Source organism: Azospirillum oryzae, assembly GCF_900177515.1.
GTDB classification, from domain to species: domain Bacteria; phylum Pseudomonadota; class Alphaproteobacteria; order Azospirillales; family Azospirillaceae; genus Azospirillum; species Azospirillum oryzae_A.
In genome coordinates this window covers 323561-345700 of sequence record NZ_FXAK01000010.1, presented here as the reverse complement: position 1 = coordinate 345700, position 22140 = coordinate 323561, and the positions used below count along the sequence as shown (strand labels likewise).

The window sequence follows — 22140 nt, the reverse complement described above, 5'->3', positions numbered from 1 at the left end:
TCACCCCGCCGCGATCAGCGAGGCATACTCGCCGCCGCGCGCCAGAAGATCCTCGTGGCTGCCGCGCTCCACCACCCGCCCCTGGTTCAGCACGATGATCTCGTCGCAGTCGCGGATCGTGCTCAGCCGGTGGGCGATGATGATGCAGGTGCAGCCGCGCCGCCGCAGATTGTCGTCGATCAGCTTCTCCGTCGCCACGTCCAGCGCCGCCGTCGCCTCGTCCAGCACCAGGATCGAGGGGTCGGCGGTCAGGGCGCGGGCGATCTCCAGCCGCTGGCGCTGGCCGCCGCTCAAATTCACGCCGCCTTCGGCGACCGGCGCGTCGAGCTGGCCCTGGCGCCCGGCGACCTCTCCCAGGATGGCGGCGTCCTCCAGCGCGCGGGTCAGCGCCGCTTCCGGCACCGTGCGGTCCCACAGGGTCAGGTTGTCGCGCACCGACCCGTCGAACAGGAAGACGTCCTGATCGACATAGGCGATGGAGGCGGCGCGCAGCCCCACCGGGATCTCCGCCGGCGGACGCCCGTCGAACAGGATCTGCCCCGACCAGGGCTGGACGAGGCCGCAGATCAGCCGGCCGACGGTGGATTTCCCGCTGCCCGACCCGCCGACCAGCGCCACCCGCATCCCCGGCGCCAGCACCAGCGACAGCCCCTCGATCAGCGGCGGGTCGAGCACGCTGTAGCCGAAGGAGACATCCACCAGTTCCACCGCCCCGCTCAGCCGCGCCGGCCCCTCTGCAACCTCCGCCCCCTCGGCGGCGAGGCCGGACTGCGGGTCCGGCGCATGGTCCAGCGTGTCGTTCAGCCGCTGCAGGTCGGCCTTCACCCGCTGCAGCGTCCCGCCCATGCCGACCAGCTTGGCGACCGGCTCGGAGAAGCTGGCGGCTAGGCTCTGGAACGCCACCAGCGCGCCGACGGTCAGCGCGCCGTCCATCACCCGCACCGCGCCCAGCCCCAGGATCGCCGCCGTGCCCAGCGCGTTGAGGAAGGCCGGCGCCACCGTCAGCATCGCCGAATGCACCCCCAGCGTCTGGCGCACCGACAACAGCCGCGCCTGATAGCCGGCCCAGCGCTCGAACGCCTGCCCCTCCAGCCCGGCCGATTTCAGCGTTTCGATCGCCTGGATGCTGCCGATGGTGACGGCCCCCAGCTTGGCCTGTTCCGACAGCAGGCGCCGCCCGGCATCCTCCCGCCCGCGCGAGGCGCCGCGCAGGAACAGCACATTGCCCAGCACCAGCAGGATGGTCACCGCCGCCAGCGCCACGTCGTAGGTCAGCATGACCAGCCCGAAGAAGACCACCGTCAGCAGGCTCATCGCCGCCGTCGCCATCTCCCCCGACAACAGCCGCGCCACCCGGTCGTTGGCGGCGACACGGCCGGCGATGTCGCCGGGATGGCGCTGCCCGAAGAACGGCACCGGAAGCTGCAGCAGCCGCCAGACATAGCGGCTGGCCATCACCAGGGCGAATTTGGTCTCCAGCTTCAGCAGGGCCGACTGCTGCAGCGCCGTCAGCGCCGCCCGCAGCAGCGCCGTGGCGCCCATGCCCAGCAGCAGCGGCGCCAGCCAGCTGCGCTGACCGCCGATCAGCACCTCGTCGACGAAGGCCTTGGTGAAGGCCGGCAGGGCGATGCCCGGCAGCACCAGCGCCAGACTGGCGGCCAGCGCGAATCCCACCGCGGCGCGCGACCGCTTCAACTGCCGCCCGAGCATGCCGGCAAGGCTTGGCGGCCTCTCACCGGCGACGAACTCCGGCCCGGTCTCGAAGGCCAGCGCCACGCCGGTGAAGGCCTCGGAGAACTCGGCGCGGGTGACGCGGCGCGGGCCGGTGACCGGATCGTTCAGATAGGCGTGATCGCCCTTGAAACCTTCGAAGACCAGATAATGGTTGAAGTTCCAATGGACGATCAGCGGCCAGGGCATGTCGGCCAGCGCGTCCGGCTCCTTCTTGAAGCCCTTGGCGGTCAGGCCGTAGCGCCGGGCGGCGCGCAGCAGGTTGCTGGCCTTGCTGCCGTCGCGCGAGACGCCGCAGGCGACGCGCAGCTCCTCCAGCGGCACCCAGCGGCCGAAATAAGCCAGTACGATACCGAGCGAGGCGGCGCCGCACTCCACCGCCTCCATCTGCAGCAGGGTGGGCGTGCGGACTCTGCTCTGACGGCGAACCGGCTGCTTTGCGCTCACAGGCCGGTCGCCTTGCGCAGGGCCGGGATGACGAAGGCCATCGGCGGCTGTTCGCGCACCGTCACCTCGCCCTCGGCCAGCGTGCCGCTGGTGATGGTCATCGCCGGCCCGCCGCCGGACGACCAGCGGTAGCCGGACGGCGTTCCGGCCTCCGGCACCAGATCGACGCGCACGGCAAACGGCGGCCCCTTGGCGGAGAACTGCGTCACCAGCCGGTCGTTCTGCAGCACCGCCAGCATGCCCTGCGGGGTGGAGGGGAAGTCCGACACCTCGGCGACCCGGCCGACCAGCGTGCCGTATTCCTCCTTGCGCACCGTCGACGGCGCGATGCGGACATCCATGCCGGGCTTCAGCTTCTTGCCGTGCTCCGGCGGGACATAGAGCACCAGTTGCAGGCCGCGCGATCCGCTTTCGATGCTGACCACCGGGGTGCCGGCCGCCACGCGCGCCCCCTCCGCCACCTTCCATTCGGTGACGCGCCCGTCGGTCGGGCTGAGGATCCGGGTGTCCTGCTCCAACTGCAGGGCCAGTTCGTCCACCCGCCGGCGGGCGTCGGCGACGCGGTCGCGCCCCTCCGTCAGCGTCTGCTCGGCCCGGCTGGCCATGTCCAGTTCCTCGGTGTCGATCTGCAGAAGCTGGCTCTTGGCGTCGCTGACCTTCTGGCGGGCGGCGGCCAGCTCCTGCCGGGTGTCCTCCACCCGCTGGCGGGTGGTGAAGCCGCGGCTGGCGATGTCCTCCTGCCCGCGCAGCAGGGTGTCGAGGAACTGCACGCGCGTCTCCGCGGCGGCCACCACCTGCCGCAGGGCAGCGCGGCGGGCGGCGAAATTGGCGCGGCGGGCCTGCGCCTCGCGCTCCAGCTGATTGGTGCGGCGCGCCAGATCCTGCTCCCGCTCCCTCACCACCGCCCGCGCGTGGTCGAGCGTCTGTTCAAGCTCCGCCTTGTCGACGCGGGCCAACAGCTGGCCAGCGGTCACAGTGTCGCCGGGCTTCACCAGCGGCGCCACCAGCGCGCCGGACGCGCTGGCGACCGCGTCGAACACCCGGCCGCCGCTGCTGACCAGCAGTCCGGAGCCGATCACCCGCGTCGGGATGGTCCCCACCACCGCCCAAACCAGCGCCAGTGCCAGCAGCCCCAGCAGCGCGGCCAATGCCAGCCAGCCGCGCGGCGTAGTCAGCGTGACCAGCCGGTCCAGCTCCTCCGGCGACGACAGCCGGTCGAGCGCCGCCTTGCGGAACAGCCTTTCCGACGGCGAGGGGGTGGTCGGCGCTGCGGTCATGCGGATCGGGCTCGCAATGGGCGGTGCAAAGGTGGGTGTACGAATGGGTAGGTTGTGGAGAGTGAAACAAGCAGCGTGGCCATTGCAACCCTGCTGAACCGCGCCTCCCACGCTGTCACAGGAACTGTCACCGGACGGCCATGAATTTCCGGCGGCAAAAGGCTTTTCGCCTATGGAAGCGCAGCGATATATTAGTAACCGCGGCGTCAGGCCGAAGGACAGGATCGGGACGACAATGACTTCCAACGCGGGCGATTCGAATCTGGTGGCCGCACCGGCGCGCCGCCGCCGTCGCCGGCCCGCCAGCGCCACCGCAAGGCCCGCCCACCGCGGCGCCACCGTGTCGGGCACCATCTACCGCGACCTGCGCGACGACATCGTCTCGCTGCGCCGCAAGCCGGGCGAGCCGGTGATCGAGAAGGAGGTGGCGGAGGCCTATGGCGTGAGCCGCACGCCGGTGCGCGAGGCGATGCTGAAGCTTGCCGACGAAGGGCTGGTGGAGGTGTTCCCGCAGTCCGGCACCTTCGTCGCCCGCATTCCGATCAGCGCCCTGCCGGAGGCCATCGCCATCCGCCGCGCGCTGGAGGAGGCGACGGTGCGCTACGCCGCCGAACAGGCGACCGGCAGCCAGATCGCCCGCCTGCGCGCCAACCTGGAACTGCAGCGCGAGATGAAGGAGGCCGGCAATCTCGACGGCTTCCACGATGCCGACGAGGCGTTCCACGCGCTGCTGGCGGAGATCTCCGGCTATCCCGGCTTCTGGGCGGTGACCCAGCAGGTGAAGCGGCAGGTCGACCGCTACCGCCACCTGACCCTGCCGGCGGCCGGCAGGATGGACAAGGCGCTGGGTGAACACAGCGCCATCGTCGAGGCGGTCGCCGCCCGCGACCCCGACCGCGCGGTGGGCGAGTTGCGCCACCACCTGACCGACCTGCAGCTGGGCATCGGCGACGTCCAGCGGACCTATCCGCAGTATTTCACCGCCTGAGGATGGCGGGACGCGCTCACAGTTTGCGCGTCTCGTACTCCGTGAAGCAGGCGGCGCGCGGCGTGTAGCCGCCGGCGAAATGGGGCGAGGAGACGATCATGTCGGCCGTCGCCTCGTTGCAGGCCATCGGGATGTTGTAGAGCGTCGCCAGCCGGGTCAGCGCCTTCACATCCACATCGTGCGGCTGGGCGGTCATCGGATCGACGAAGAAGACCAGCAGGTCGATCCGCCCCTCCGCGATCATCGCGCCGATCTGCTGGTCGCCGCCCAGCGGGCCGCTCTTCAGCGGGGTCACGTCCAGGCCGGGATGGGCGTCGCGCACCTTCTGGCCGGTGGTTCCGGTCGCCCAATAGGCGTGGCCGTCCAGCGCCGCGATGTTGGCGCCGATCCAGGCGATGAGGTCCGCCTTGCGGGCGTCGTGGGCGACGAGGGCGATGCGCTTGCGGGGCTGCTGGCCAGAGCGTTGGCCAGAGTGCTGGGTGGTCATTGACGGACACTCCGGACGGGGACCATACACTAATATATTACCCCGTCCGCCAGCGCAACGCGGGTCCGCCGCCCCGCCACGGTTCGGCCGTTCAAAGCAACTTTGCCGCACCCTCCGCCTGATGAAATGTCCGGAATTCCATCATTAATCCTTGCCCTGCTTACTAGTATATTAGTATGATTGCGCCAGACCCGCCGGACAGCCGGCTGCACAGATTTGAAAGGACCCACCCCATGAAAATCTCCGTCCGGCACGCCTCCCACCCCGATGCCGTCCGCGGTTACGACACCGAGACGCTGCGCGACCATTTCCTGGTTCCGACCATCTTCGAGGCCGACGAGACCGTCTTCACCTACAGCCACATCGACCGTTTCGTGGTCGGCGGCGCCATGCCGGTTGCCGGCCCGGTGAAGCTGGAGTCCTCCAAGGAGATCGGCTCGCCCAACTTCCTCGACCGGCGCGAGCTGGGCGTGGTCAATGTCGGCGGCGCCGGCCGCGTCACCGTCGACGGTGCCGTCTATGAACTGGCGCCGCGCGACGCGCTCTATGTCGCGATGGGCAGCACGGACGTCACGTTCGAGAGCCTGGACCGCCGCGAGCCGGCCAAGTTCTACCTGAACAGCACCCCCGCCCATGCCCGGTTCGAGACGATGAAGATCTCGATCGGTCAGGCCAAGGCCGTGCATCTCGGCGACCCGGCCCAGTCGAACGAGCGCACCATCTACCAGATGATCCACCCCGACGTGGTCCGCACCGCGCAGCTGGTGCTGGGCATGACGGTGCTGAAGCCGAACAACATGTGGAACACGATGCCGTGCCACACCCATGACCGGCGCTGCGAGGTCTATTTCTACTTCGACCTGCCGGAAGAGGCGCGCGTCATCCACCTGATGGGCGAGCCGGAGCAGACCCGCCACATCGTGGTCGCCAACGAGCAGGCGGTGATCTCCCCGCCCTGGTCGATCCATTCCGGCGTCGGCACCCGCAACTACACCTTCATCTGGGCGATGGGCGGCGACAACCAGGACTTCACGGACATGGACTTCGTCGCCATGGACCGCCTGCGCTGAGGATGGCCGCCATGACGACCCCGTTCGATCTTTCCGGCAAAACGGCTCTGGTCACCGGCGCCAACACCGGCATCGGTCAGGCCATCGCCGTGGCGCTGGCCCAGGCCGGCGCCGACGTCGCGGTGGCCGGCCGCACCCCGCCGGTCGAGACGCAGGCGATGGTGGAGGCCGCCGGCCGCCGCTTCGTCTCGATTTCCGCCGACTTCACCAGCATCGAGCCGATCCCCCGCATCATGGAGGAGGCGGTCGCCGGGTTGGGCAAGCTCGACATCCTCGTCAACAACGCCGGCATTATCCGCCGGGCCGATTCCATCGACTTCACCGAAGCCGACTGGGACGAGGTGATGACCGTCAACGTCAAGTCGACCTTCTTCCTCTGCCAGGCCTTCGGCCGCCACATCATGGGCCGGAACGCGAAGGGCAAGATCATCAACATCGCGTCGATGCTGTCCTTCCAGGGCGGCATCCGGGTGCCGTCCTACACGGCCTCCAAGAGCGGCGTCGCCGGCATCACCAAGCTGCTGGCCTGTGAATGGGCAGGCAAGGGCATCAACGTGAACGCCATCGCGCCGGGCTATGTCGAGACCAACAACACCACGGCTCTGCGCGCCGACGAGAAGCGCAACGCCGAGATCCTGGCCCGCATCCCGGCCGGGCGCTGGAGCGTGCCGGCCGACATGGCCGGCCCGGCGGTGTTCCTGGCGTCGGACGCCTCCGACTATGTCCACGGCACCATCCTGCCGGTCGACGGCGGCTGGCTGGCGCGCTGATCCGCAACAACGCCCCTCTCCCCGCCGGAGAGGGGAGACCGGCAGGGAGAGGGGAGAGATGACCACAGACGTGTTCGTGACCGCTGGCGACATCCCGTGGCAGGATCTGGGCGACGGCGTGCGCCGCAAGATTCTCGGCTACAACGACACGATGATGATGGTGCGGGTGGAGTTCGAGGCCGGCGCCATCGGCGCGCAGCATCGCCATCCCCATGTCCAGTGCGCCGTGGTGGAGAAGGGATCCTTCGACGTCACCATCGACGGCCGCACGCAGCGCCTGACTGCCGGCGACGGCTATATGGTGCCGTCCAACGTGCTGCATGGCGTGGTGGCGCTGGAGCCGGGCGTGCTGCTCGACATCTTCACGCCGATCCGCGAGGACTTCCTGGGCGAGCCGGTGGCCTACGCCGCGGAAGCCGACGCCAAGTAAGTTCTAGGCCGGATCGCCCGGCGCCGTGAAATAGCGCGGATAGTCGCGCCGGATGTCGGCGACCGAGATCTGCAGGTCGTCCAGATGGTCGTCGAGCGCCTTGATGGCGGCCGCGGGATCGTTGGCCGCCACCGCCTCGACGATGGCCGCATGCTCGGCGATCACCTCGGCGATGCGGCCGCGCACCGGCAGGGTCAGCAGGCGGTAGCGGTCGATCTGCACCTTGGTCTGCTGGATCAGCGTCCAAAAACCGGGATAGCCGGCGATGTCCGCGATCAGCGCGTGGAACGCCTCGTCGGCCTGATGGAAACCTTCATAGTTGGCGGTCTCCTGCATCTCCCGCTGCAGTTCCAGATTGGCGCGGAGCGCCGCGATCTGGCTGCGGCTGGCCCGCGCCGCCGCATAGCGCACCGTCGCCTCCTCCAGAGCCTTGCGGATGGCGAAGGCCTCCGGCAGGGCATCCAGCGGGATGCGCGACACGAAGGTGCCGGACTGCGGGAAAATCTCGATCAGCCCTTCATCGGCCAGCTTCAGCACCGCCTCGCGCACCGGCGTGCGGCTGACGCCATAGGCCTCGGCGATCTGCTTCTCGGCGATGGCGTCGCCGGGCTTGCGCTTCAGCGAGACGATCTCCGCCCGCAGATCGCGGTAGATGCGCGACGCCACGGTCGCGGCGCGGCGCGGCGGACGGACCGCCGCGGCCGGGGCCGCCGCACGGCGCACGGTTGCGGAGACCAGGCCGCCTTCATCCTCTGTCGTCGCGACCTTCTTCACCGATGGCTCCATTCCGGCAGGCATGTAACCGGGCGGCGCGCCGCCACCCGTGGGATGTTCGTCATACCCGTCAATCTACCCGCCCCCCTTCACCAAGGTCAAATCCATCGCCGATCTCCCAACAGGATCGGGTGCGGCGACTGGGCGCAGGCCGCACCGGTGCCGATGCCGCGGAACGGGAACGATTGGGCTTGCAATCTAATCTGATATATTAATATTATACGACCAGCCGGTAGGGACGGTCCCCCGCACGGACCCCGCCTTTTCCCCACCCTGCTTTTGTCCCTCTCATGCAGCGTAGAGGCTTCCGATGCTTCACCCCGACCGTCTTTTCCCGAGCGACCCGACGCAACGCGACATCGCGCGCCGCCTGTATGGCGAAGTCGCCGCCCTGCCGATCGTCAGCCCGCACGGCCACACCGATCCGTCCTGGTTCGCGAAGGACGAGGCGTTTCCCGATCCGGCCAGCCTGTTCGTCAAGCCCGATCATTATGCATTCCGCATGCTCTACAGCCAGGGAATTCCGCTGGAGCAGCTGGGTGTTCCGCGCAAGGACGGCGGCGAGACCTCGACCGATTCGCGCGCCATCTGGCGGCTGCTGGCCAGCAACTGGCACCTGTTCCGCGGCACGCCGACCTCGATGTGGCTGACCCACGCCTTCGAGACCGTCTTCGGCGTCACCGAGCGTCTGAGCGCCGCCAGCGCCGACCGCATCTACGACCAGATCGAGGACTGCCTGCGCAAGCCGGAGTTCCGCCCGCGCGCCCTGTTCGAGCGCTTCAACCTCGAAGTGCTGGCGACCACCGAATCGCCGCTCGACCCGCTGGTGCACCACAAGGCGATCCGCGAGAGCGGCTGGAAGGGCCGGGTCATCACCGCCTTCCGTCCCGACCCGGTCGTCGATCCCGAGTTCGAGGGCTTCCGCGAGAACCTCGCCGAGCTGGGCCGCATCACCGGCAAGGACACCGCCACCTGGGACGGCTATCTCGCCGCGCTCGCCGACCGCCGCCTCTATTTCAAGAGCTATGGCGCCACCTCGACCGACCACGGCCACCCCACGGCGGCGACCGCCGATCTGGCCCGCGGGGAAGCCGAGAAGCTGTTCGACATCGTCCGTCGCGGCGGCGCCACTGCCAATGAGGCCGAGCTGTTCCGCGCCCAGATGCTGACCGAAATGGCGCGGATGAGCCTGGAGGACGGGCTGGTGATGCAGATCCACCCCGGGTCTTTCCGCAACCACAACGACCTCGTGTTCCAGCGCTTTGGCCGCGACAAGGGCGCCGACATCCCGAGCGGCACCGAGTATGTGCGGGCGCTGAAGCCGCTGCTCGACCGCTTCGGCAACGAGCGCGACCTGACCATCATCCTGTTCACGCTGGACGAGGACAGCTACGCCCGAGAGCTGGCGCCGCTGGCCGGCCATTACCCGGCACTGCGCGTCGGCCCGGCTTGGTGGTTCCACGACAGCCCCGAGGGCATGCGCCGCTACCGCGAGATGATCACGGAGACGGCCGGCTTCTACAACACGGTGGGCTTCAACGACGACACCCGCGCCTTCTGCTCGATCCCGGCCCGCCACGACGTGTCGCGCCGCGTCGATTGCAGCTTCCTCGCCCGTCTGGTCGCCGAACACCGGCTGGCCGAGGACGAAGCCGCGGAGTTGGCCGTCGACCTCGCCTACCGCCTCGCCAAGAACGCCTACAAGCTGTGATCGGCTGAACCTTCCTCTCCCCCGCCCGCGCGGGGGAGAGGAAGGATCACGTCTCCTCAAGGACATCTTCCCATGGCATCGCTGACCATCCGCCTGCACCCCGCCGACAACGTCGTCGTCGCCGGCGCCGACCTGGAGCCCGGCATCACCCTGCCCGGTTCCGCAGAGGGCTCTGGCGTCGCGACCACCGGGCCGGTGCCGGCCGGGCACAAGGTCGCGGTGCGCGCCATCGCTCTGGGCGAGCCGGTGCGCAAGTACAATCAGGTCATCGGCTTCGCCACCGCGGCGATCCAGCCGGGCGACCATGTCCACGTCCACAACATGGGCATGGGCAGCGACTTCGAACGCGATTACGCCTTCGGTGCCGACGTCCACCCGGTGGAAATGATCCCGGAGGCCGAGCGCGCCACCTTCCAGGGCATCCTGCGCCCGGACGGCCGCGTCGCCACCCGCAACTACATCGGCGTGCTGACCTCGGTGAACTGCTCCGCCACCGCGGCGCGGATGATCGCCGACCATTTCCGCGGCCCCGCGCTCGCCGCCTATCCCAACATCGACGGCGTCGTGGCGCTGACCCACGGCTACGGCTGCGGCATGGCCGGCAGCGGCGAGGTGATGGACACGCTGCGCCGGACCATCGCCGGCTATGCCCGCCACCCGAACTTCGCGGCGGTGATCCTGCTGGGTCTCGGCTGCGAGGTGAACCAGATCGACAAGCTGATGGAGGCCACCGGTCTTGAGGAGGGCGCCCGCGTCATCCCCATCGGCATCCAGGATATGGGTGGTACGGCGGCGGCTGCCCGCGAGGGCATCCGCCGGATCGAGGCGCTGCTGCCGGAGATCAACGACGTCACCCGCCAGACCCTGCCGGCCAGCCACCTGACGCTGGCGCTGCAGTGCGGCGGCTCCGACGGCTATTCGGGCATCACCGCCAACCCGGCGCTGGGCTATGCCGTCGACCTGCTGGTCCGCAACGGCGGCACCGCCGTGCTGAGCGAGACGCCGGAGGTCTATGGCGCCGAGCATCTGCTGACCCGCCGCGCCGTCCGCCGCGAGGTGGGCGAGGCGCTGGTCGAGCGCATCGGCTGGTGGGAGGACTACACCAGCCGCACCGGCGGCGAGATGAACAACAACCCGTCGCCCGGCAACAAGAAGGGCGGCCTGACCACCATCCTGGAAAAGTCGCTGGGCGCGGTCGCCAAGGGCGGCACCACCCCGATGACCGCGGTCTACCGCTATGCCGAGCCGATCACCGACAAGGGCTTCGTCTTCATGGACACCCCCGGCTACGACCCGGTGTCGGCGACCGGTCAGGTAGCGGGCGGCGCCAACGTGCTGTGCTTCACCACCGGCCGCGGCTCGGTCTTCGGCTGCAAGCCGACGCCCAGCCTGAAGCTGGCGACCAACAGCACGCTGTTCCGCCGGATGCCGGACGACATGGACATCGATTGCGGCGCCATCGCCACCGGCGACGCCACCATCGAGGAGGTCGGCCGCGCGATCTTCCAACTGGTGCTCGACACCGCGTCGGGCCGTAAGACCAAGAGCGAGGAACTCGGCGTCGGCGCCGATGAATTTGCTCCTTGGCAGATGGGAGCGGTTATGTAAGGGGTCCGCCCCCTTACCGATAACCGTAGACGAGCCGGCGCCATGCCCGACAGTTCCCTACACCGCACCGATGCCGACACCGGCCCTTCGCCGGTCAACGCGCCTCAGACCCCGATCCAGCCCACCGGGTCGGCGTCCAAGGGCACGGAGCCGATGCGGGCGATCCTGCTGGTGGTGCTGGCGGTGGCCTGCCTGTCCTGCTCCGACGCCACTGCGAAATATCTCGCCCGGACCCTGCCGCCGGCCGAGATCGCCTGGATGCGCTATGTCGTCTTCACCGCGCTGGTGATGCCGCTGGCGCTGCGCGGCGGCTCGCTCCGGGTGCTGAAGACGACGCGGCCGGGGCTTCAGGTGGTGCGCGGGCTGGGCATGCTGGGCTCGGCGCTGTTCTTCATCATGGCGATGCAGCATCTGCCGCTGGCCGAGGCGGCGGCGATCAGCTTCGTCTCCCCCGTCTTCGTCACCGTGCTGTCGATCCTGCTGTTAGCCGAGAAGGTCGGCGTCCGCCGCTGGGCGGCGCTGCTGGTCGGGCTGGCCGGCGTCATCATCGTCATCCGGCCGGGTGCGGAGGGGTTCCAGCCGGCCTCGCTGCTGCCGATCCTGACCGCCTTCAGCTGGGCCCTGGGTCTGGTCGCGACGCGCAAGATGACGGTGCAGGAGAACCCGCTGACCACCTTGGTGTGGAGCGCGCTCACCGGCCTGATCGTTCTGACGGCGCTGCTTCCCCTGCACGCGGCATGGCCGACGCCGTGGGAGATGCTGCTGGGGGTCTTCATCGGGCTGGTCTACACCCTGTCGCAATGGCTGCTGATCCTGGCCTACCGCCAGGGTGAGGCATCGGTGCTGGCGCCCTTCACCTATGTGCAGCTGATCTGGTCCACCGCGCTGGGATTCCTCGTCTTCGGCGCGGTTCCCGACCATTGGACCTTCGTCGGCACCGGCGTGATCATCGCCAGCGGCCTCTACACCGCGCACCGCGAACGGATGCGGGCGCGCCAGAACCGCCCCGCGGCGGCATGAAAAATATGGATTTGCCGGGGCATCCCCCGGCTTGCGGAGAAGAAGCATGACCGACACGCCCAACCGCGTCGCCGCGCTCGGCGAATGCATGATCGAGATGTTCCGGCGGCCGGACGGGTCGCTGACCATGGGCTTCGGCGGCGACACGCTGAACACCGCGGTCTATCTGGCGCGTCTGGGCACGCCGGTCGACTATGTCACCGCTCTCGGCGACGACAGCATCAGCGAGGACATGATCGCCGCCTGGGCCGCCGAAGGCGTGGGCACCGGCCACGTCCTGCGCGTGCCGAACCGCCTGCCCGGCCTCTACCTGATCGAGACCGACTCCAGCGGCGAGCGCCGCTTCCTCTACTGGCGCGACAATGCTCCGGCGCGCGAGCTGTTCGCCCTGCCCCAGACGCCGGAGCTGTGCGCAGCGCTGGAGGGCTACGGCGTCGTCTACCTCTCCGGCATCAGCATCGCCATCCTGGGCGAGCAGGGCCGCGAGCGGCTGTTCGAGGTGCTGCAGCGGGTCCGCGCGCGCGGCGGCAAGGTCGCCTTCGACACCAACTGGCGCCCGCGCCTGTGGCCGGACCTCGAGACCGCCCGCGCCGCCTTCGACCGCATGCTGCGGCTGACCGATATCGCGCTGCCCGGCGTCACCGACCTGCGCGACCTCTATGGCGATGCCGATGCCGACGCCGTGCTGGCCCGCGTGCGCGATGCCGGCGTCTCCGAGATCGTGCTGAAGCTGGAACAGCCCGGCTGCGTCGTGTTCCAGGACGGTAATGCCGTCGAGGTTCCCGCGCTGAAGGTCGCCACCGTGGTGGACACCACGGCGGCTGGCGACAGCTTCAGCGCCGGCTATCTCGCAGCCCGCCTGCGCGGCGAGGGGCCGGCCGACGCCGCCCGCGCCGCCCACCGGCTGGCTGCCGCCGTCATCCAACACCGCGGCGCCATCATCCCGCGCAAGGCGATGCCGGCCTGAACCAAGGTTTTTTTGGCTTCCAGATCACCCTTCCGCCGCCAGTTCGCGGCGGAAGGCGCGGCTCGCCATCTGCGCGAAGCTGGTGAGCGCCGCCTCGTCGGCGCCGTCGCGCGCCGCCGCCGACATTCCCCGCATCGCGATCGTCACGAAGTCGGCCAGTGCGCCGGCCCGCTCCGGCGCCTCTTCGGCGATGAAGTCGCGGAGCGCCGCCACGCCGGCCTTCCTCATCTCTTCGGCCAACGCGCAGGCTTCCGGGTCGGCGCTGTTGCGCGCCCCGTCGAGCACGAGGCAGCCCGCCACCCCGTTCCGCTCCGGATAGAGCCGCGCCGCCAGCAGCAGCGTGCGCTCGACCACCTCGGCCACGCCGCCGCCCTCTGCCCGCGCGCGGGCGAAGATGTTCGCCTCCCCCGCCGCATAGCGCTGAAGCGCCCGCTCGAACAGCCCGGCCTTGCTGCCGAAGGCGGCATAGAAGCTCGGCGGCTTGATCCCCAGTTCCGACCCCAGCTCGGCGACGCCGACGGCGTCGTAGCCGCGCGCATGGAACAGCCTCATTGCTGTTTCCACGGCCTCGTCCACATCGAAGGACCGCCGCCGTCCACGCGACCCGGACGATTCTGTAGCGACCACTATATTTTCTCCTTGCGCAAACGCCCCGCTGCCATTTATATAGCGCTCACTACATTGTCTCAAGGAGCGCATCATGGGTGAGTTCACCGGCCGCAAGATCCTGGTCCTCGGCGGCAGCCGCGGCATCGGCAAGGCCATCGTCCGCCGCTTCGCCAAGGCCGGCGGCACCGTCGCCTTCACCTATGCCGGGTCGAAGGATGCGGCCGAGGCGCTTGCCGCGGAAACCGGCGCCGAGGCCATCCGCACCGACAGCGCCGACCGCGACGCCCTGATCGCCACCGTGGCGGGTCGCGGCGCGCTGGATGTGCTGGTCGTCAATGCCGGCACGGCGATCATCGGCGATCCGCTGACCTTCGATCCCGACGCCGTCGACCGCATGATCGACATCAATGTCCGCGCGCCGTACCACGCGTCGGTCGAAGCGGCACGGCGCATGAACGAGGGCGGACGCATCATCGTCATCGGGTCGGTCAACGGCGACCGCGTGCCCTTCGCCGGAGCGGCCGCCTATGGCATGACCAAGTCCGCGGTGCAAAGCATGGTGCGCGGTCTCGCCCGCGATTTCGGCCACCGCGGCATCACCGTGAACGCCATCCAGCCGGGTCCGACCGACAGCGACATGAATCCGGCCGACGGCCCGATGGCGCCCGCCATGAAGGAATTTATGGCCATCAAGCGCTACATCCATGCCGACGAGGTCGCCGAACTGACCGCCTATGTCGCCGGTCCGCATGCCGGGATGATCACCGGCTCGTTCCAGACCATCGACGGCGGCTTCGGCGCCTGACGACGGCCGTTCGGCATTGAAAAAGGGGGACGGCGACCGTCCCCCCTTTGCGTTCCTACTTGTCGCCGCCCCGCCGCTTCGCGCCTTCGCCGCCGGTCTCGTCCGGCATCGGCGTCTGCATGGTGTCGCCGGTGATGTGCTGCGGGTCGTCGCCGCTCCGCGGCGTGTTGCCGGTGGACATGGCGTCGACGGCGCGCTTCGTCCGCTCACCGTCCTTGCGCGCATCCTGCTCATGTCCTGACAGGTCGCCGGATGCCTTGTCCTTGGCCTGATCGATCACGCCCTTCATGCGCTCGTTGTCGCCTGCGCTCCGGTTCTGGTCGTTCTTGTCGCTCATGGCGCTCCCTTTCGTTGGCGTGGTGACGGCGCCGGCCGGCTGACCGGCTGCGTCGCCTCTCCCTTCAACAACCGAAGCGCCGCCGCAAAGTGCGCCGCGCAAAAGCGGTAGGGCGCGCGTCTACCGCAAGGCTACGCCTTCATGCGCCAGCAGCCAGCGCTTGCGCTCCACCCCGCCGCCATAGCCGGTCAGCGCCCCGCCGGAGCCGATCACCCGGTGGCAGGGCACCACGATGCCGATCGGGTTGGCGCCGTTGGCATGTCCCGCCGCCCGCACCGCCGCCGGACGCCCGGCCAGCGTCGCCAGTTCGCGATAGGTGACGGTCCCGCCGCAGGGAATGCCGCGCAGCGCCGCCCATACCGCGCGCTGGAACGGCGTGCCGCCGGTGCGTACGGGCAGCCGGTCGATCGCCGCAAGCTCGCCCGCGAAATAGGCATCCATCGCCCGCCTCAGCCCACCCGGATCGGCGGACGGCCGCAATTCGTAACCGCCGGGATGGTGCAGGCGCAGCAGCCGGTGCAGCCGGTCCTCATGGTCGGTCCAGTCGATGGCGCGCAGGGCGCCGTCGGTGTCGGCGACCACGATCAGCTCGCCGATGGGCGTGGCGGTGCGGTCGATCAGCAGGCTGGACGGAGCGGACATGGCGGCACCCTCTATCCCTCTCGCATAAGGCGCTGCCGAAATTGAAGGCAGCGGCCTGCCGATGCAACTCTTTGATACGGCGCAATTTCCTGTTTCCGCTCCCCCCGTTTCCCATGGATTTCTTGCAGCAAGCCGCCAAAAGAGGCGCCAAAAGGCTGAGTTGCGTGCAATCCGCATGGCTGGCATGATGGCGGCATGCCTGTCCATATCGTCAGTTCTTGACCGAACAGTCAGCTTTTCCGCCGCCCGTCTTCGTTGGCAGTGCTGGTTGGTTCTCTTGGCACGCGGGTTGCTGACACTTCGGTAGACACGCCGCTCCGCGACCGAAGGGAAGCCATCCGCCATGACCCTGATCGCTACGCTTGCCACCACTCCAAAGCCCGACGCGGACCAGCCGCCCTCGCCCTATGCCGACCTGAGCCCGGCGATGACGCCGGTGCAGGCGCTGGCCGAGAGCAACCGCTGCCTGTTCTGCTACGACGCACCCTGCATCAAGGCCTGTCCGACCGGGATCGACATCCCTGCCTTCATCCGCTCGATCGCCACCGGCAACCTGAAGGGCGCCGCGACGACGATCCTGTCGGAGAACATCATGGGCGGCACCTGCGGCCGCGTCTGCCCGACCGAGACTCTGTGCGAACAATCCTGCGTCCGCAACCGGGCGGAGGACCGCCCCGTCGCCATCGGCCGGCTGCAGCGCCATGCCACCGACCGCCTCATTGATGGCGAGCCGGCCCACCCCTTCCCCCGCGCCGCCGCCACCGGCAAGCGCGTCGCCGTGGTCGGCGCCGGCCCGGCCGGCCTGTCCTGCGCCCACCGCCTCGCCACGCTCGGCCATGAGGTGACGGTGTTCGAGGCCAAGGCGAAGTCCGGCGGCCTCAACGAATACGGCCTCGCCCCCTATAAGATGGCCGATGATTTCGCCCAGCGCGAGGTCGCCTTCATCCTCGGCGTCGGCGGCATCAGTGTGGAGCATGGCCGCAAGCTGGGCGCCGACCTGTCGCTCGACAGCCTGCGCGCCGACTATGACGCCGTGTTCCTGGGCGTCGGCCTGGGGTCCAACAACCGCCTCGGCATCCCCGGCGAGGAGCGGGCGGGCGTCGAGGACGCCACCGCCTTCATCGAGCGTGTCCGTCAGGCTCCCCCCGGCCAGCCGCCAGCCGTCGGCCGCAGCGTCGTGGTGATCGGCGGCGGCAACACCGCCGTTGACGCCGCCATCCAGGCCAAGCGCCTGGGTGCCGAGGATGTCACCCTGGTCTACCGTCGCGGCCGGGCCCAGATGGGCGCCACCGCCTGGGAGCAGGAGCTGGCCCAGACCGAGGGCGTCGTGCTGAAGACCTTCGCCGCCCCGAAGGAAATCGGCGAGACCACAATCACCTTCGAACGCACCCGCCTGACCGACGGCAGGCTGACCGGCACCGGCGAGACCTTCACCCTCCAGGCAGACATGGTGCTGAAGGCGGTGGGGCAGAAACTGTCGGCCGACGCGCTGGACGGACTGCAGGTCACCGGCGGCAAGATCGCCGTCGACGACGCCTATCGCACCACGCTTGCCAAGGTCTGGGCCGGCGGCGACTGCGTCGCGACGGGCGAGGATCTGACGGTCCAGTCCGTGCAGGACGGCAAACTCGCCGCGCTCGCCATCCACAGCCACCTGTCCGCCTGAGGAAAGGGAGCCACATCATGGCCGATCTCAGCAGCACCATCGCCGGCATCCGCTCCCCCAACCCCTTCTGGCTGGCGTCGGCCCCGCCGACCGACAAGGCCTACAACGTCGTCCGCGCCTTCAAGGCGGGCTGGGGCGGCGTGGTGTGGAAGACGCTGGGCGAGGACCCGCCAGTGGTCAACGTCTCCAGCCGCTACGGTGCCCATCTTGACACCGACCGCCGGATGATCGGCTTCAACAACATCGAGCTGATCTCCGACAGGCCGCTCGACGTCAATCTGCAGGAGATCATCCAGGTCAAGCGCGACTGGCCCGACCGCGCCATGGTCGTTTCGCTGATGGCGACCATGACGGAAACGGCCTGGGCCGGCCTTGCCCGCCGCATCGCCGAGACCGGGGCGGCCGACGGGCTGGAACTCAACCTCGGCTGTCCGCACGGCATGTGCGAGCGCGGCATGGGCTCCGCCATCGGGCAGGTGCCGGAGATGGTGGAGCAGGTCACCCGCTGGGTGAAGAACGCCGTCAACCTGCCGGTGATCGTCAAGCTGACCCCCAACATCACCAACATCCTGTGGTCGGCGGAAGCGGCCAAGCGCGGCGGCGCCGACGCGGTGTCCCTCATCAACACCGTCAACTCCATCGTCGCGGTCGACCTCGACGCCATGGCCCCCACGCCGGTGGTCGACGGCAAGGGCAGCCACGGCGGCTATTGCGGCCCGGCGGTGAAGCCGATCGCGCTCAACATGGTGGCGGAGATCGCCCGCAACCCCGAGACCCGCGGCCTGCCGGTCAGCGGCATCGGCGGCATCACCACATGGCGCGACGCCGCGGAATTCCTGGCGCTGGGCGCCACCAACGTCCAGGTCTGCACCGCCGCCATGACCTACGGCTTCAAGATCGTCGAGGACATGATCGGCGGCCTGTCCAACTGGATGGACGAGAAGGGATACCGGACCTTGGACGAGTTGAGCGGCCGCGCCGTGCGCAACGTCGTCAACTGGAACGACCTGAACATGAACTTCTCGACCAAGGCGGTGATCGACCCCGCCTTGTGCATCGACTGCGGCCGCTGCCACATCGTCTGCGAGGACACCTCGCACCAGGCAATCCGCATCGATCAAGGGGAGGGCCGCCGCCTCTTCACCGTGGTCAACGAGGAGTGCGTCGGCTGCAACCTGTGCAGCCATGTCTGCCCGGTGCCGGACTGCATCACCATGGTGCCGGAGCAGAACAACCTGCCCTACGTCACCTGGCCCAACGACGCCCGCAACCCGATGCGCGTTCCCGAAGCCGCCGCCGAATAAACGACGTTCAGGAGAGAGCAACATGTCCACCCCGCAGAATGTCGCCGTCAACGGCTCGCGCCTGTGGCAGAGCCTGATGGACATGGCGCAGATCGGCGCCACGCCCAAGGGCGGCGTGTGCCGGCTGGCGCTGACCGACCTCGACAAACAGGGCCGCGACCTGTTCGTGCGCTGGTGCGAGGAGGCCGGCTGCACGGTTTCGGTCGACAAGATGGGCAACATCTTCGCCCGCCGCCCCGGCCGCGACGACAGCCTGCCGCCGGTCATCATGGGCAGCCATCTCGACAGCCAGCCGACCGGCGGCAAGTATGACGGCGTCTATGGCGTGCTGGCCGGGCTGGAGGTGGTGCGCAGCCTGAACGACATGAACTACGTCACCGAGGCCCCGGTGGAGGTCGCGGTCTGGACCAACGAGGAAGGCTCGCGCTTCGCCCCCGCCATGGTGTCGTCCGGCGTCTTCGCCGGGGTGTTCGATCTGGAGTACGGCCTGTCGCGCGCCGACCTCGACGGCAAGACGATGGGCGAGGAGTTGGCCCGCATCGGCTATGCCGGCGACCAGGAAGTCGGTGGCCGCAAGGTCGGCGCCTATTTCGAGGCCCACATCGAACAGGGTCCGATCCTGGAGATCGAAGGCAAGACCATCGGCGTCGTCACCGACTGCCAGGGCCAGCGCTGGTACGAGATCACCTTCACCGGCCAGGAGGCCCATGCCGGCCCGACCCCGATGGTCCGCCGCAAGGACGCGCTGCTGGGAGCATCCCGCGTCGTCGATGCGGTCAACCGCATCGGCCTGAAATACGGCCCGCTCGCCTGCGCCACGGTTGGGCTGATGCAGATCCATCCCAACAGCCGCAATGTCATCCCCGGCCGTGTCTTCTTCACCGTCGACTTCCGCCATCCCGACGACGCCATCCTCGCCGCCATGGACGGCGAGCTGCGTGCCGAGGTGGAGCGCATCGCCGGCGAGATCGGGCTGGAGAGCGATTTCCAGCAGATCTGGTACTACGCCCCGATCAAGTTCGACGAGACCTGCGTCGCCGCCGTCCGCAAGGGGGTGGAGCGCACCGGCCACAGCTTCCGCGACATCGTCTCGGGCGCCGGGCATGACGCCTGTTACCTGTCGAAGGTGGCGCCCACGGCCATGGTCTTCATCCCCTGCATCGACGGCATCAGCCACAACGAGGTCGAAGAGACGACCCCGGAATGGTCGACCGCCGGCTGCGAGGTGCTGCTGCACGCCGTGCTCGACCGAGCAGACGCCATGGCGGAGCAGGTGAAAGCGCCCGCGGAGTGATACGCTCCCGCTGAGAAGGCATCAGCAACAGCAATGGCAAAAGCGATGGCGCGAACGGCTGCCGACACCACCGACACCACCTCGCCCCAGGGCCGCATCCGGCGTGAGAACGTCGAGCGCATCCTGAAGGCGGCCGAACGCGTCTTCGCCGAAGCCGGCTTCGCCGGCGCCACCATGGCCGACATCGCCGAGCGGGCCGGCCTGCCCAAGGCCAACCTGCATTACTATTTCGGCACCAAGGACGAACTCTACCGCGCGGTGCTCGACAACATCCTGCGGATGTGGCTGGCGCCGATCGATTCCTTCACCCCCGATGCCGATCCGTCCGTCGCGCTGACCGCCTACGTCATCGCCAAGATGGAGGCGTCGCGCACCCGGCCCCACGCCTCGAAGGTCTTCGCCAACGAGATCCTGCATGGCGGGAACCAGGTCGAACGTTTCCTGGCCGAGGACCTGAAGTCGCTGGTCGACGCCAAGGCAGGCGTCATCGACGGCTGGGTCGCCGCCGGCCGCATGGCGCCGGTGGATGCCCGCCAGTTCCTGTTCATGATCTGGGCGGTGACCCAGCATTACGCCGACTTCGACGTGCAGATCCGCAAGGTGCTGGGCCGCCGCAGCCTGACCCGCCAGGACTTCGCCGCCATGACGGCGGAGGTGCTGCGCATGGTCCTGCGCGCCGCCGGGCTACCGGAACCTGAAATCCCGATTACGCCCACCGACTCCGTCCCATCGAACCTCTGAGGGAGCGCCCGAGCATGTCCACCATCCTGATCCGCGGCGGCACCGTCGTCACCGCCGAGCACACCCGCCGCGCCGACGTCCTCTGCCAGGACGGCATCATCACCGCGGTGGGCGACACTCTCGACGTGCCGGCGGGGGCGGAGGTGGTGGATGCCGGCGGCTGCTACGTCATGCCCGGCGGCATCGATCCGCACACCCACATGGAACTGCCCTTCATGGGCACGGTGACGACGGAGGATTTCTTCAGCGGCACCGCCGCCGGCTTCGCCGGGGGAACGACGATGATCATCGACTTCGTCATCCCCAACCCGAAGCAGAGCCTGATGGAGGCCTACCGCACCTGGCGCGGCTGGGCGGAGAAGGCGGCCGGCGACTACAGCTTCCACGTCGCCGTGACGTGGTGGGACGAGAGCGTGCGGCAGGACATGGGCACGCTGGTCGCCGACCATGGCGTGAACAGCTTCAAGCACTTCATGGCCTACAAGAACGCCATCATGGCCGACGACGAGACGCTGGTGAACAGCTTCCAGCGCTGCCTGGAGCTGGGCGCGATTCCCACCGTCCATGCCGAGAACGGCGAGCTGGTCTTCCAACTGCAGAAGAAGCTGCTGGCCCAGGGACTGACCGGTCCCGAAGCGCACCCCCTCTCCCGCCCACCCGAGGTGGAGGGCGAGGCCGCCAACCGCGCCATCCAGGTCGCCCGCGTGTTCGGCGTGCCGGTCTACATCGTCCATGTCTCGGCCAAGGAGGCGCTGGAAGCAATCGAACGCGGCCAGAACGGCGGCCAGCGCGTGTTCGGCGAGGTGCTGGCCGGACATCTGCTGATCGACGACAGCGTCTACCGCAATCCCGACTGGGACTTCGCCGCCGGCCACGTCATGAGCCCGCCCTTCCGCCCGAAGGAACATCAGGACGCGCTGTGGCGCGGCCTGCAGGCGGGGCACCTGCACACCACCGCCACCGACCATTGCTGCTTCTGCGCGGAGCAGAAGGCGATGGGCCGCAACGACTTCACCAAGATCCCGAACGGCACCGCCGGCATCGAGGACCGCATGACCGCGCTGTGGACCCACGGCGTCAACACCGGCCGGCTGACGATGAACGAGTTCGTCGCCGTGACCTCCGCCAACGCCGCCAAGATCTTCAACCTCTACCCGCGCAAGGGCTCGGTCAGCGTCGGGGCCGATGCCGATCTGGTGGTGTGGGACCCGAAGGCGACCAAGACCATCTCGGCCAAGACCCAGATGCAGAAAGTCGGCCTGAATATCTTCGAAGGCATGACCGTCACCGGCACCCCGGCCTACACGCTGAGCCAGGGCCGCATCGTCCACGCGCTGGGCGAAAGCCGCGCCGTGCGCGGTGCCGGCCGCTACATCAACCGCCCCGCCTTCCCGCCGGTCTACGAGGCGGTGTCGAAGCGCAACGCCCTGAACGTCCCGGTGGCGGTGGAACGGTAAGAAAC

Annotated in this window: 21 protein-coding genes; 14 read left to right on the top strand and 7 right to left on the bottom strand. The window is 68.9% G+C overall.

Annotated elements, in window-relative coordinates:
* Both B9N97_RS33315 and B9N97_RS36030 read right to left on the bottom strand, forming a co-directional pair.
* Positions 1–2178 carry an NHLP family bacteriocin export ABC transporter peptidase/permease/ATPase subunit gene (locus B9N97_RS33315; protein WP_244561071.1) on the bottom strand — a complete coding sequence of 726 codons (2178 nt, stop codon included), beginning with the start codon at positions 2176–2178 and terminating at the stop codon, positions 1–3.
* Entirely contained in the window at positions 2175–3455 is a 1281-nt protein-coding gene (locus B9N97_RS36030) for an NHLP bacteriocin system secretion protein (protein WP_085092104.1), read from the bottom strand. Before B9N97_RS36030 ends, B9N97_RS33315 begins: the two co-directional genes overlap by 4 nt.
* 235 nt (positions 3456–3690) lie before the next feature.
* On the opposite strand from B9N97_RS36030, the gene B9N97_RS33305 reads away from it, so the two are divergent.
* Positions 3691–4443: a GntR family transcriptional regulator gene (locus tag B9N97_RS33305; RefSeq protein ID WP_085092103.1), complete on the top strand. Its 753-nt coding sequence runs from the start codon at positions 3691–3693 to the stop codon at positions 4441–4443.
* Positions 4444–4459: 16 nt separating this feature from the next.
* Here B9N97_RS33305 and B9N97_RS33300 read toward each other — a convergent pair whose 3' ends face one another.
* A complete protein-coding gene (locus B9N97_RS33300) occupies positions 4460–4930 on the bottom strand; it encodes a methylglyoxal synthase (protein ID WP_085092102.1) in 471 nt (156 codons plus the stop codon).
* A gap of 233 nt (positions 4931–5163) precedes the next feature.
* Between B9N97_RS33300 and kduI the strand changes: the two genes are divergently transcribed.
* Genes kduI through B9N97_RS33285 form a run of 3 tightly spaced genes read left to right on the top strand, consistent with a single transcriptional unit; the run spans position 5164 to position 7200 of the window.
* Positions 5164–6000 carry a 5-dehydro-4-deoxy-D-glucuronate isomerase gene (gene kduI / locus B9N97_RS33295; RefSeq protein ID WP_085092101.1) on the top strand — a complete coding sequence of 279 codons (837 nt, stop codon included), beginning with the start codon at positions 5164–5166 and terminating at the stop codon, positions 5998–6000.
* A gap of 11 nt (positions 6001–6011) precedes the next feature.
* Positions 6012–6770 (top strand): 2-dehydro-3-deoxy-D-gluconate 5-dehydrogenase KduD, encoded by a 759-nt coding sequence (gene kduD, locus B9N97_RS33290; RefSeq protein WP_085092357.1) that lies wholly within the window; start codon positions 6012–6014, stop codon positions 6768–6770.
* A 58-nt stretch (positions 6771–6828) separates the two neighbouring features.
* Complete coding sequence (locus B9N97_RS33285; RefSeq protein ID WP_085092100.1) at positions 6829–7200, top strand: cupin domain-containing protein; 372 nt, start codon at positions 6829–6831, stop codon at positions 7198–7200.
* 3 nt (positions 7201–7203) lie between these two features.
* Here the strand turns inward: B9N97_RS33285 and B9N97_RS33280 are convergent, their stop codons facing one another.
* Positions 7204–7986 (bottom strand): GntR family transcriptional regulator, encoded by a 783-nt coding sequence (locus B9N97_RS33280; protein ID WP_085092356.1) that lies wholly within the window; start codon positions 7984–7986, stop codon positions 7204–7206.
* 298 nt (positions 7987–8284) lie between these two features.
* Between B9N97_RS33280 and uxaC the strand changes: the two genes are divergently transcribed.
* From uxaC to B9N97_RS33260, 4 genes are all read left to right on the top strand, one after another.
* Positions 8285–9685, top strand: coding sequence for a glucuronate isomerase (uxaC, locus tag B9N97_RS33275; RefSeq protein ID WP_085092099.1), 1401 nt, complete (start codon positions 8285–8287; stop codon positions 9683–9685).
* 72 nt (positions 9686–9757) lie between these two features.
* Positions 9758–11293: a UxaA family hydrolase gene (locus B9N97_RS33270; protein ID WP_085092098.1), complete on the top strand. Its 1536-nt coding sequence runs from the start codon at positions 9758–9760 to the stop codon at positions 11291–11293.
* A gap of 42 nt (positions 11294–11335) precedes the next feature.
* Entirely contained in the window at positions 11336–12313 is a 978-nt protein-coding gene (locus tag B9N97_RS33265) for a DMT family transporter (protein ID WP_085092097.1), read from the top strand.
* Positions 12314–12359: 46 nt separating this feature from the next.
* Entirely contained in the window at positions 12360–13280 is a 921-nt protein-coding gene (locus B9N97_RS33260) for a sugar kinase (RefSeq protein ID WP_085092096.1), read from the top strand.
* A gap of 24 nt (positions 13281–13304) precedes the next feature.
* Here the strand turns inward: B9N97_RS33260 and B9N97_RS33255 are convergent, their stop codons facing one another.
* The gene (locus B9N97_RS33255; protein ID WP_244561070.1) at positions 13305–13832 is read right to left on the bottom strand and encodes a TetR/AcrR family transcriptional regulator; all 528 of its coding nucleotides are present in this window, start codon (positions 13830–13832) and stop codon (positions 13305–13307) included.
* A 148-nt stretch (positions 13833–13980) separates the two neighbouring features.
* Here B9N97_RS33255 and bdcA point away from each other — a divergent pair, with 148 nt between their 5' ends.
* Positions 13981–14694, top strand: a complete 714-nt coding sequence (bdcA, locus tag B9N97_RS33250) for an SDR family oxidoreductase (RefSeq protein WP_085092094.1) — start codon at positions 13981–13983, stop codon at positions 14692–14694.
* 55 nt (positions 14695–14749) lie between these two features.
* Here bdcA and B9N97_RS33245 read toward each other — a convergent pair whose 3' ends face one another.
* Positions 14750–15031 (bottom strand): hypothetical protein, encoded by a 282-nt coding sequence (locus B9N97_RS33245; protein ID WP_085092093.1) that lies wholly within the window; start codon positions 15029–15031, stop codon positions 14750–14752.
* Between the two features lie 120 nt (positions 15032–15151).
* Positions 15152–15673, bottom strand: coding sequence for a methylated-DNA--[protein]-cysteine S-methyltransferase (gene ogt, locus B9N97_RS33240; RefSeq protein ID WP_085092092.1), 522 nt, complete (start codon positions 15671–15673; stop codon positions 15152–15154).
* Positions 15674–16016: 343 nt separating this feature from the next.
* Here ogt and B9N97_RS33235 point away from each other — a divergent pair, with 343 nt between their 5' ends.
* Genes B9N97_RS33235 through hydA form a run of 5 tightly spaced genes read left to right on the top strand, consistent with a single transcriptional unit; the run spans position 16017 to position 22135 of the window.
* The gene (locus B9N97_RS33235) at positions 16017–17339 is read left to right on the top strand and encodes an NAD(P)-dependent oxidoreductase (protein ID WP_085092091.1); all 1323 of its coding nucleotides are present in this window, start codon (positions 16017–16019) and stop codon (positions 17337–17339) included.
* A gap of 17 nt (positions 17340–17356) precedes the next feature.
* Positions 17357–18643, top strand: coding sequence for an NAD-dependent dihydropyrimidine dehydrogenase subunit PreA (preA, locus tag B9N97_RS33230; RefSeq protein WP_085092090.1), 1287 nt, complete (start codon positions 17357–17359; stop codon positions 18641–18643).
* Positions 18644–18665: 22 nt separating this feature from the next.
* The gene (locus B9N97_RS33225) at positions 18666–19937 is read left to right on the top strand and encodes a Zn-dependent hydrolase (protein WP_085092089.1); all 1272 of its coding nucleotides are present in this window, start codon (positions 18666–18668) and stop codon (positions 19935–19937) included.
* Between the two features lie 45 nt (positions 19938–19982).
* Complete coding sequence (locus B9N97_RS33220; protein WP_244561069.1) at positions 19983–20678, top strand: TetR/AcrR family transcriptional regulator; 696 nt, start codon at positions 19983–19985, stop codon at positions 20676–20678.
* 14 nt (positions 20679–20692) lie between these two features.
* Positions 20693–22135, top strand: coding sequence for a dihydropyrimidinase (gene hydA, locus B9N97_RS33215; RefSeq protein ID WP_085092087.1), 1443 nt, complete (start codon positions 20693–20695; stop codon positions 22133–22135).
* The last annotated feature ends 5 nt before the right edge of the window (positions 22136–22140 follow it).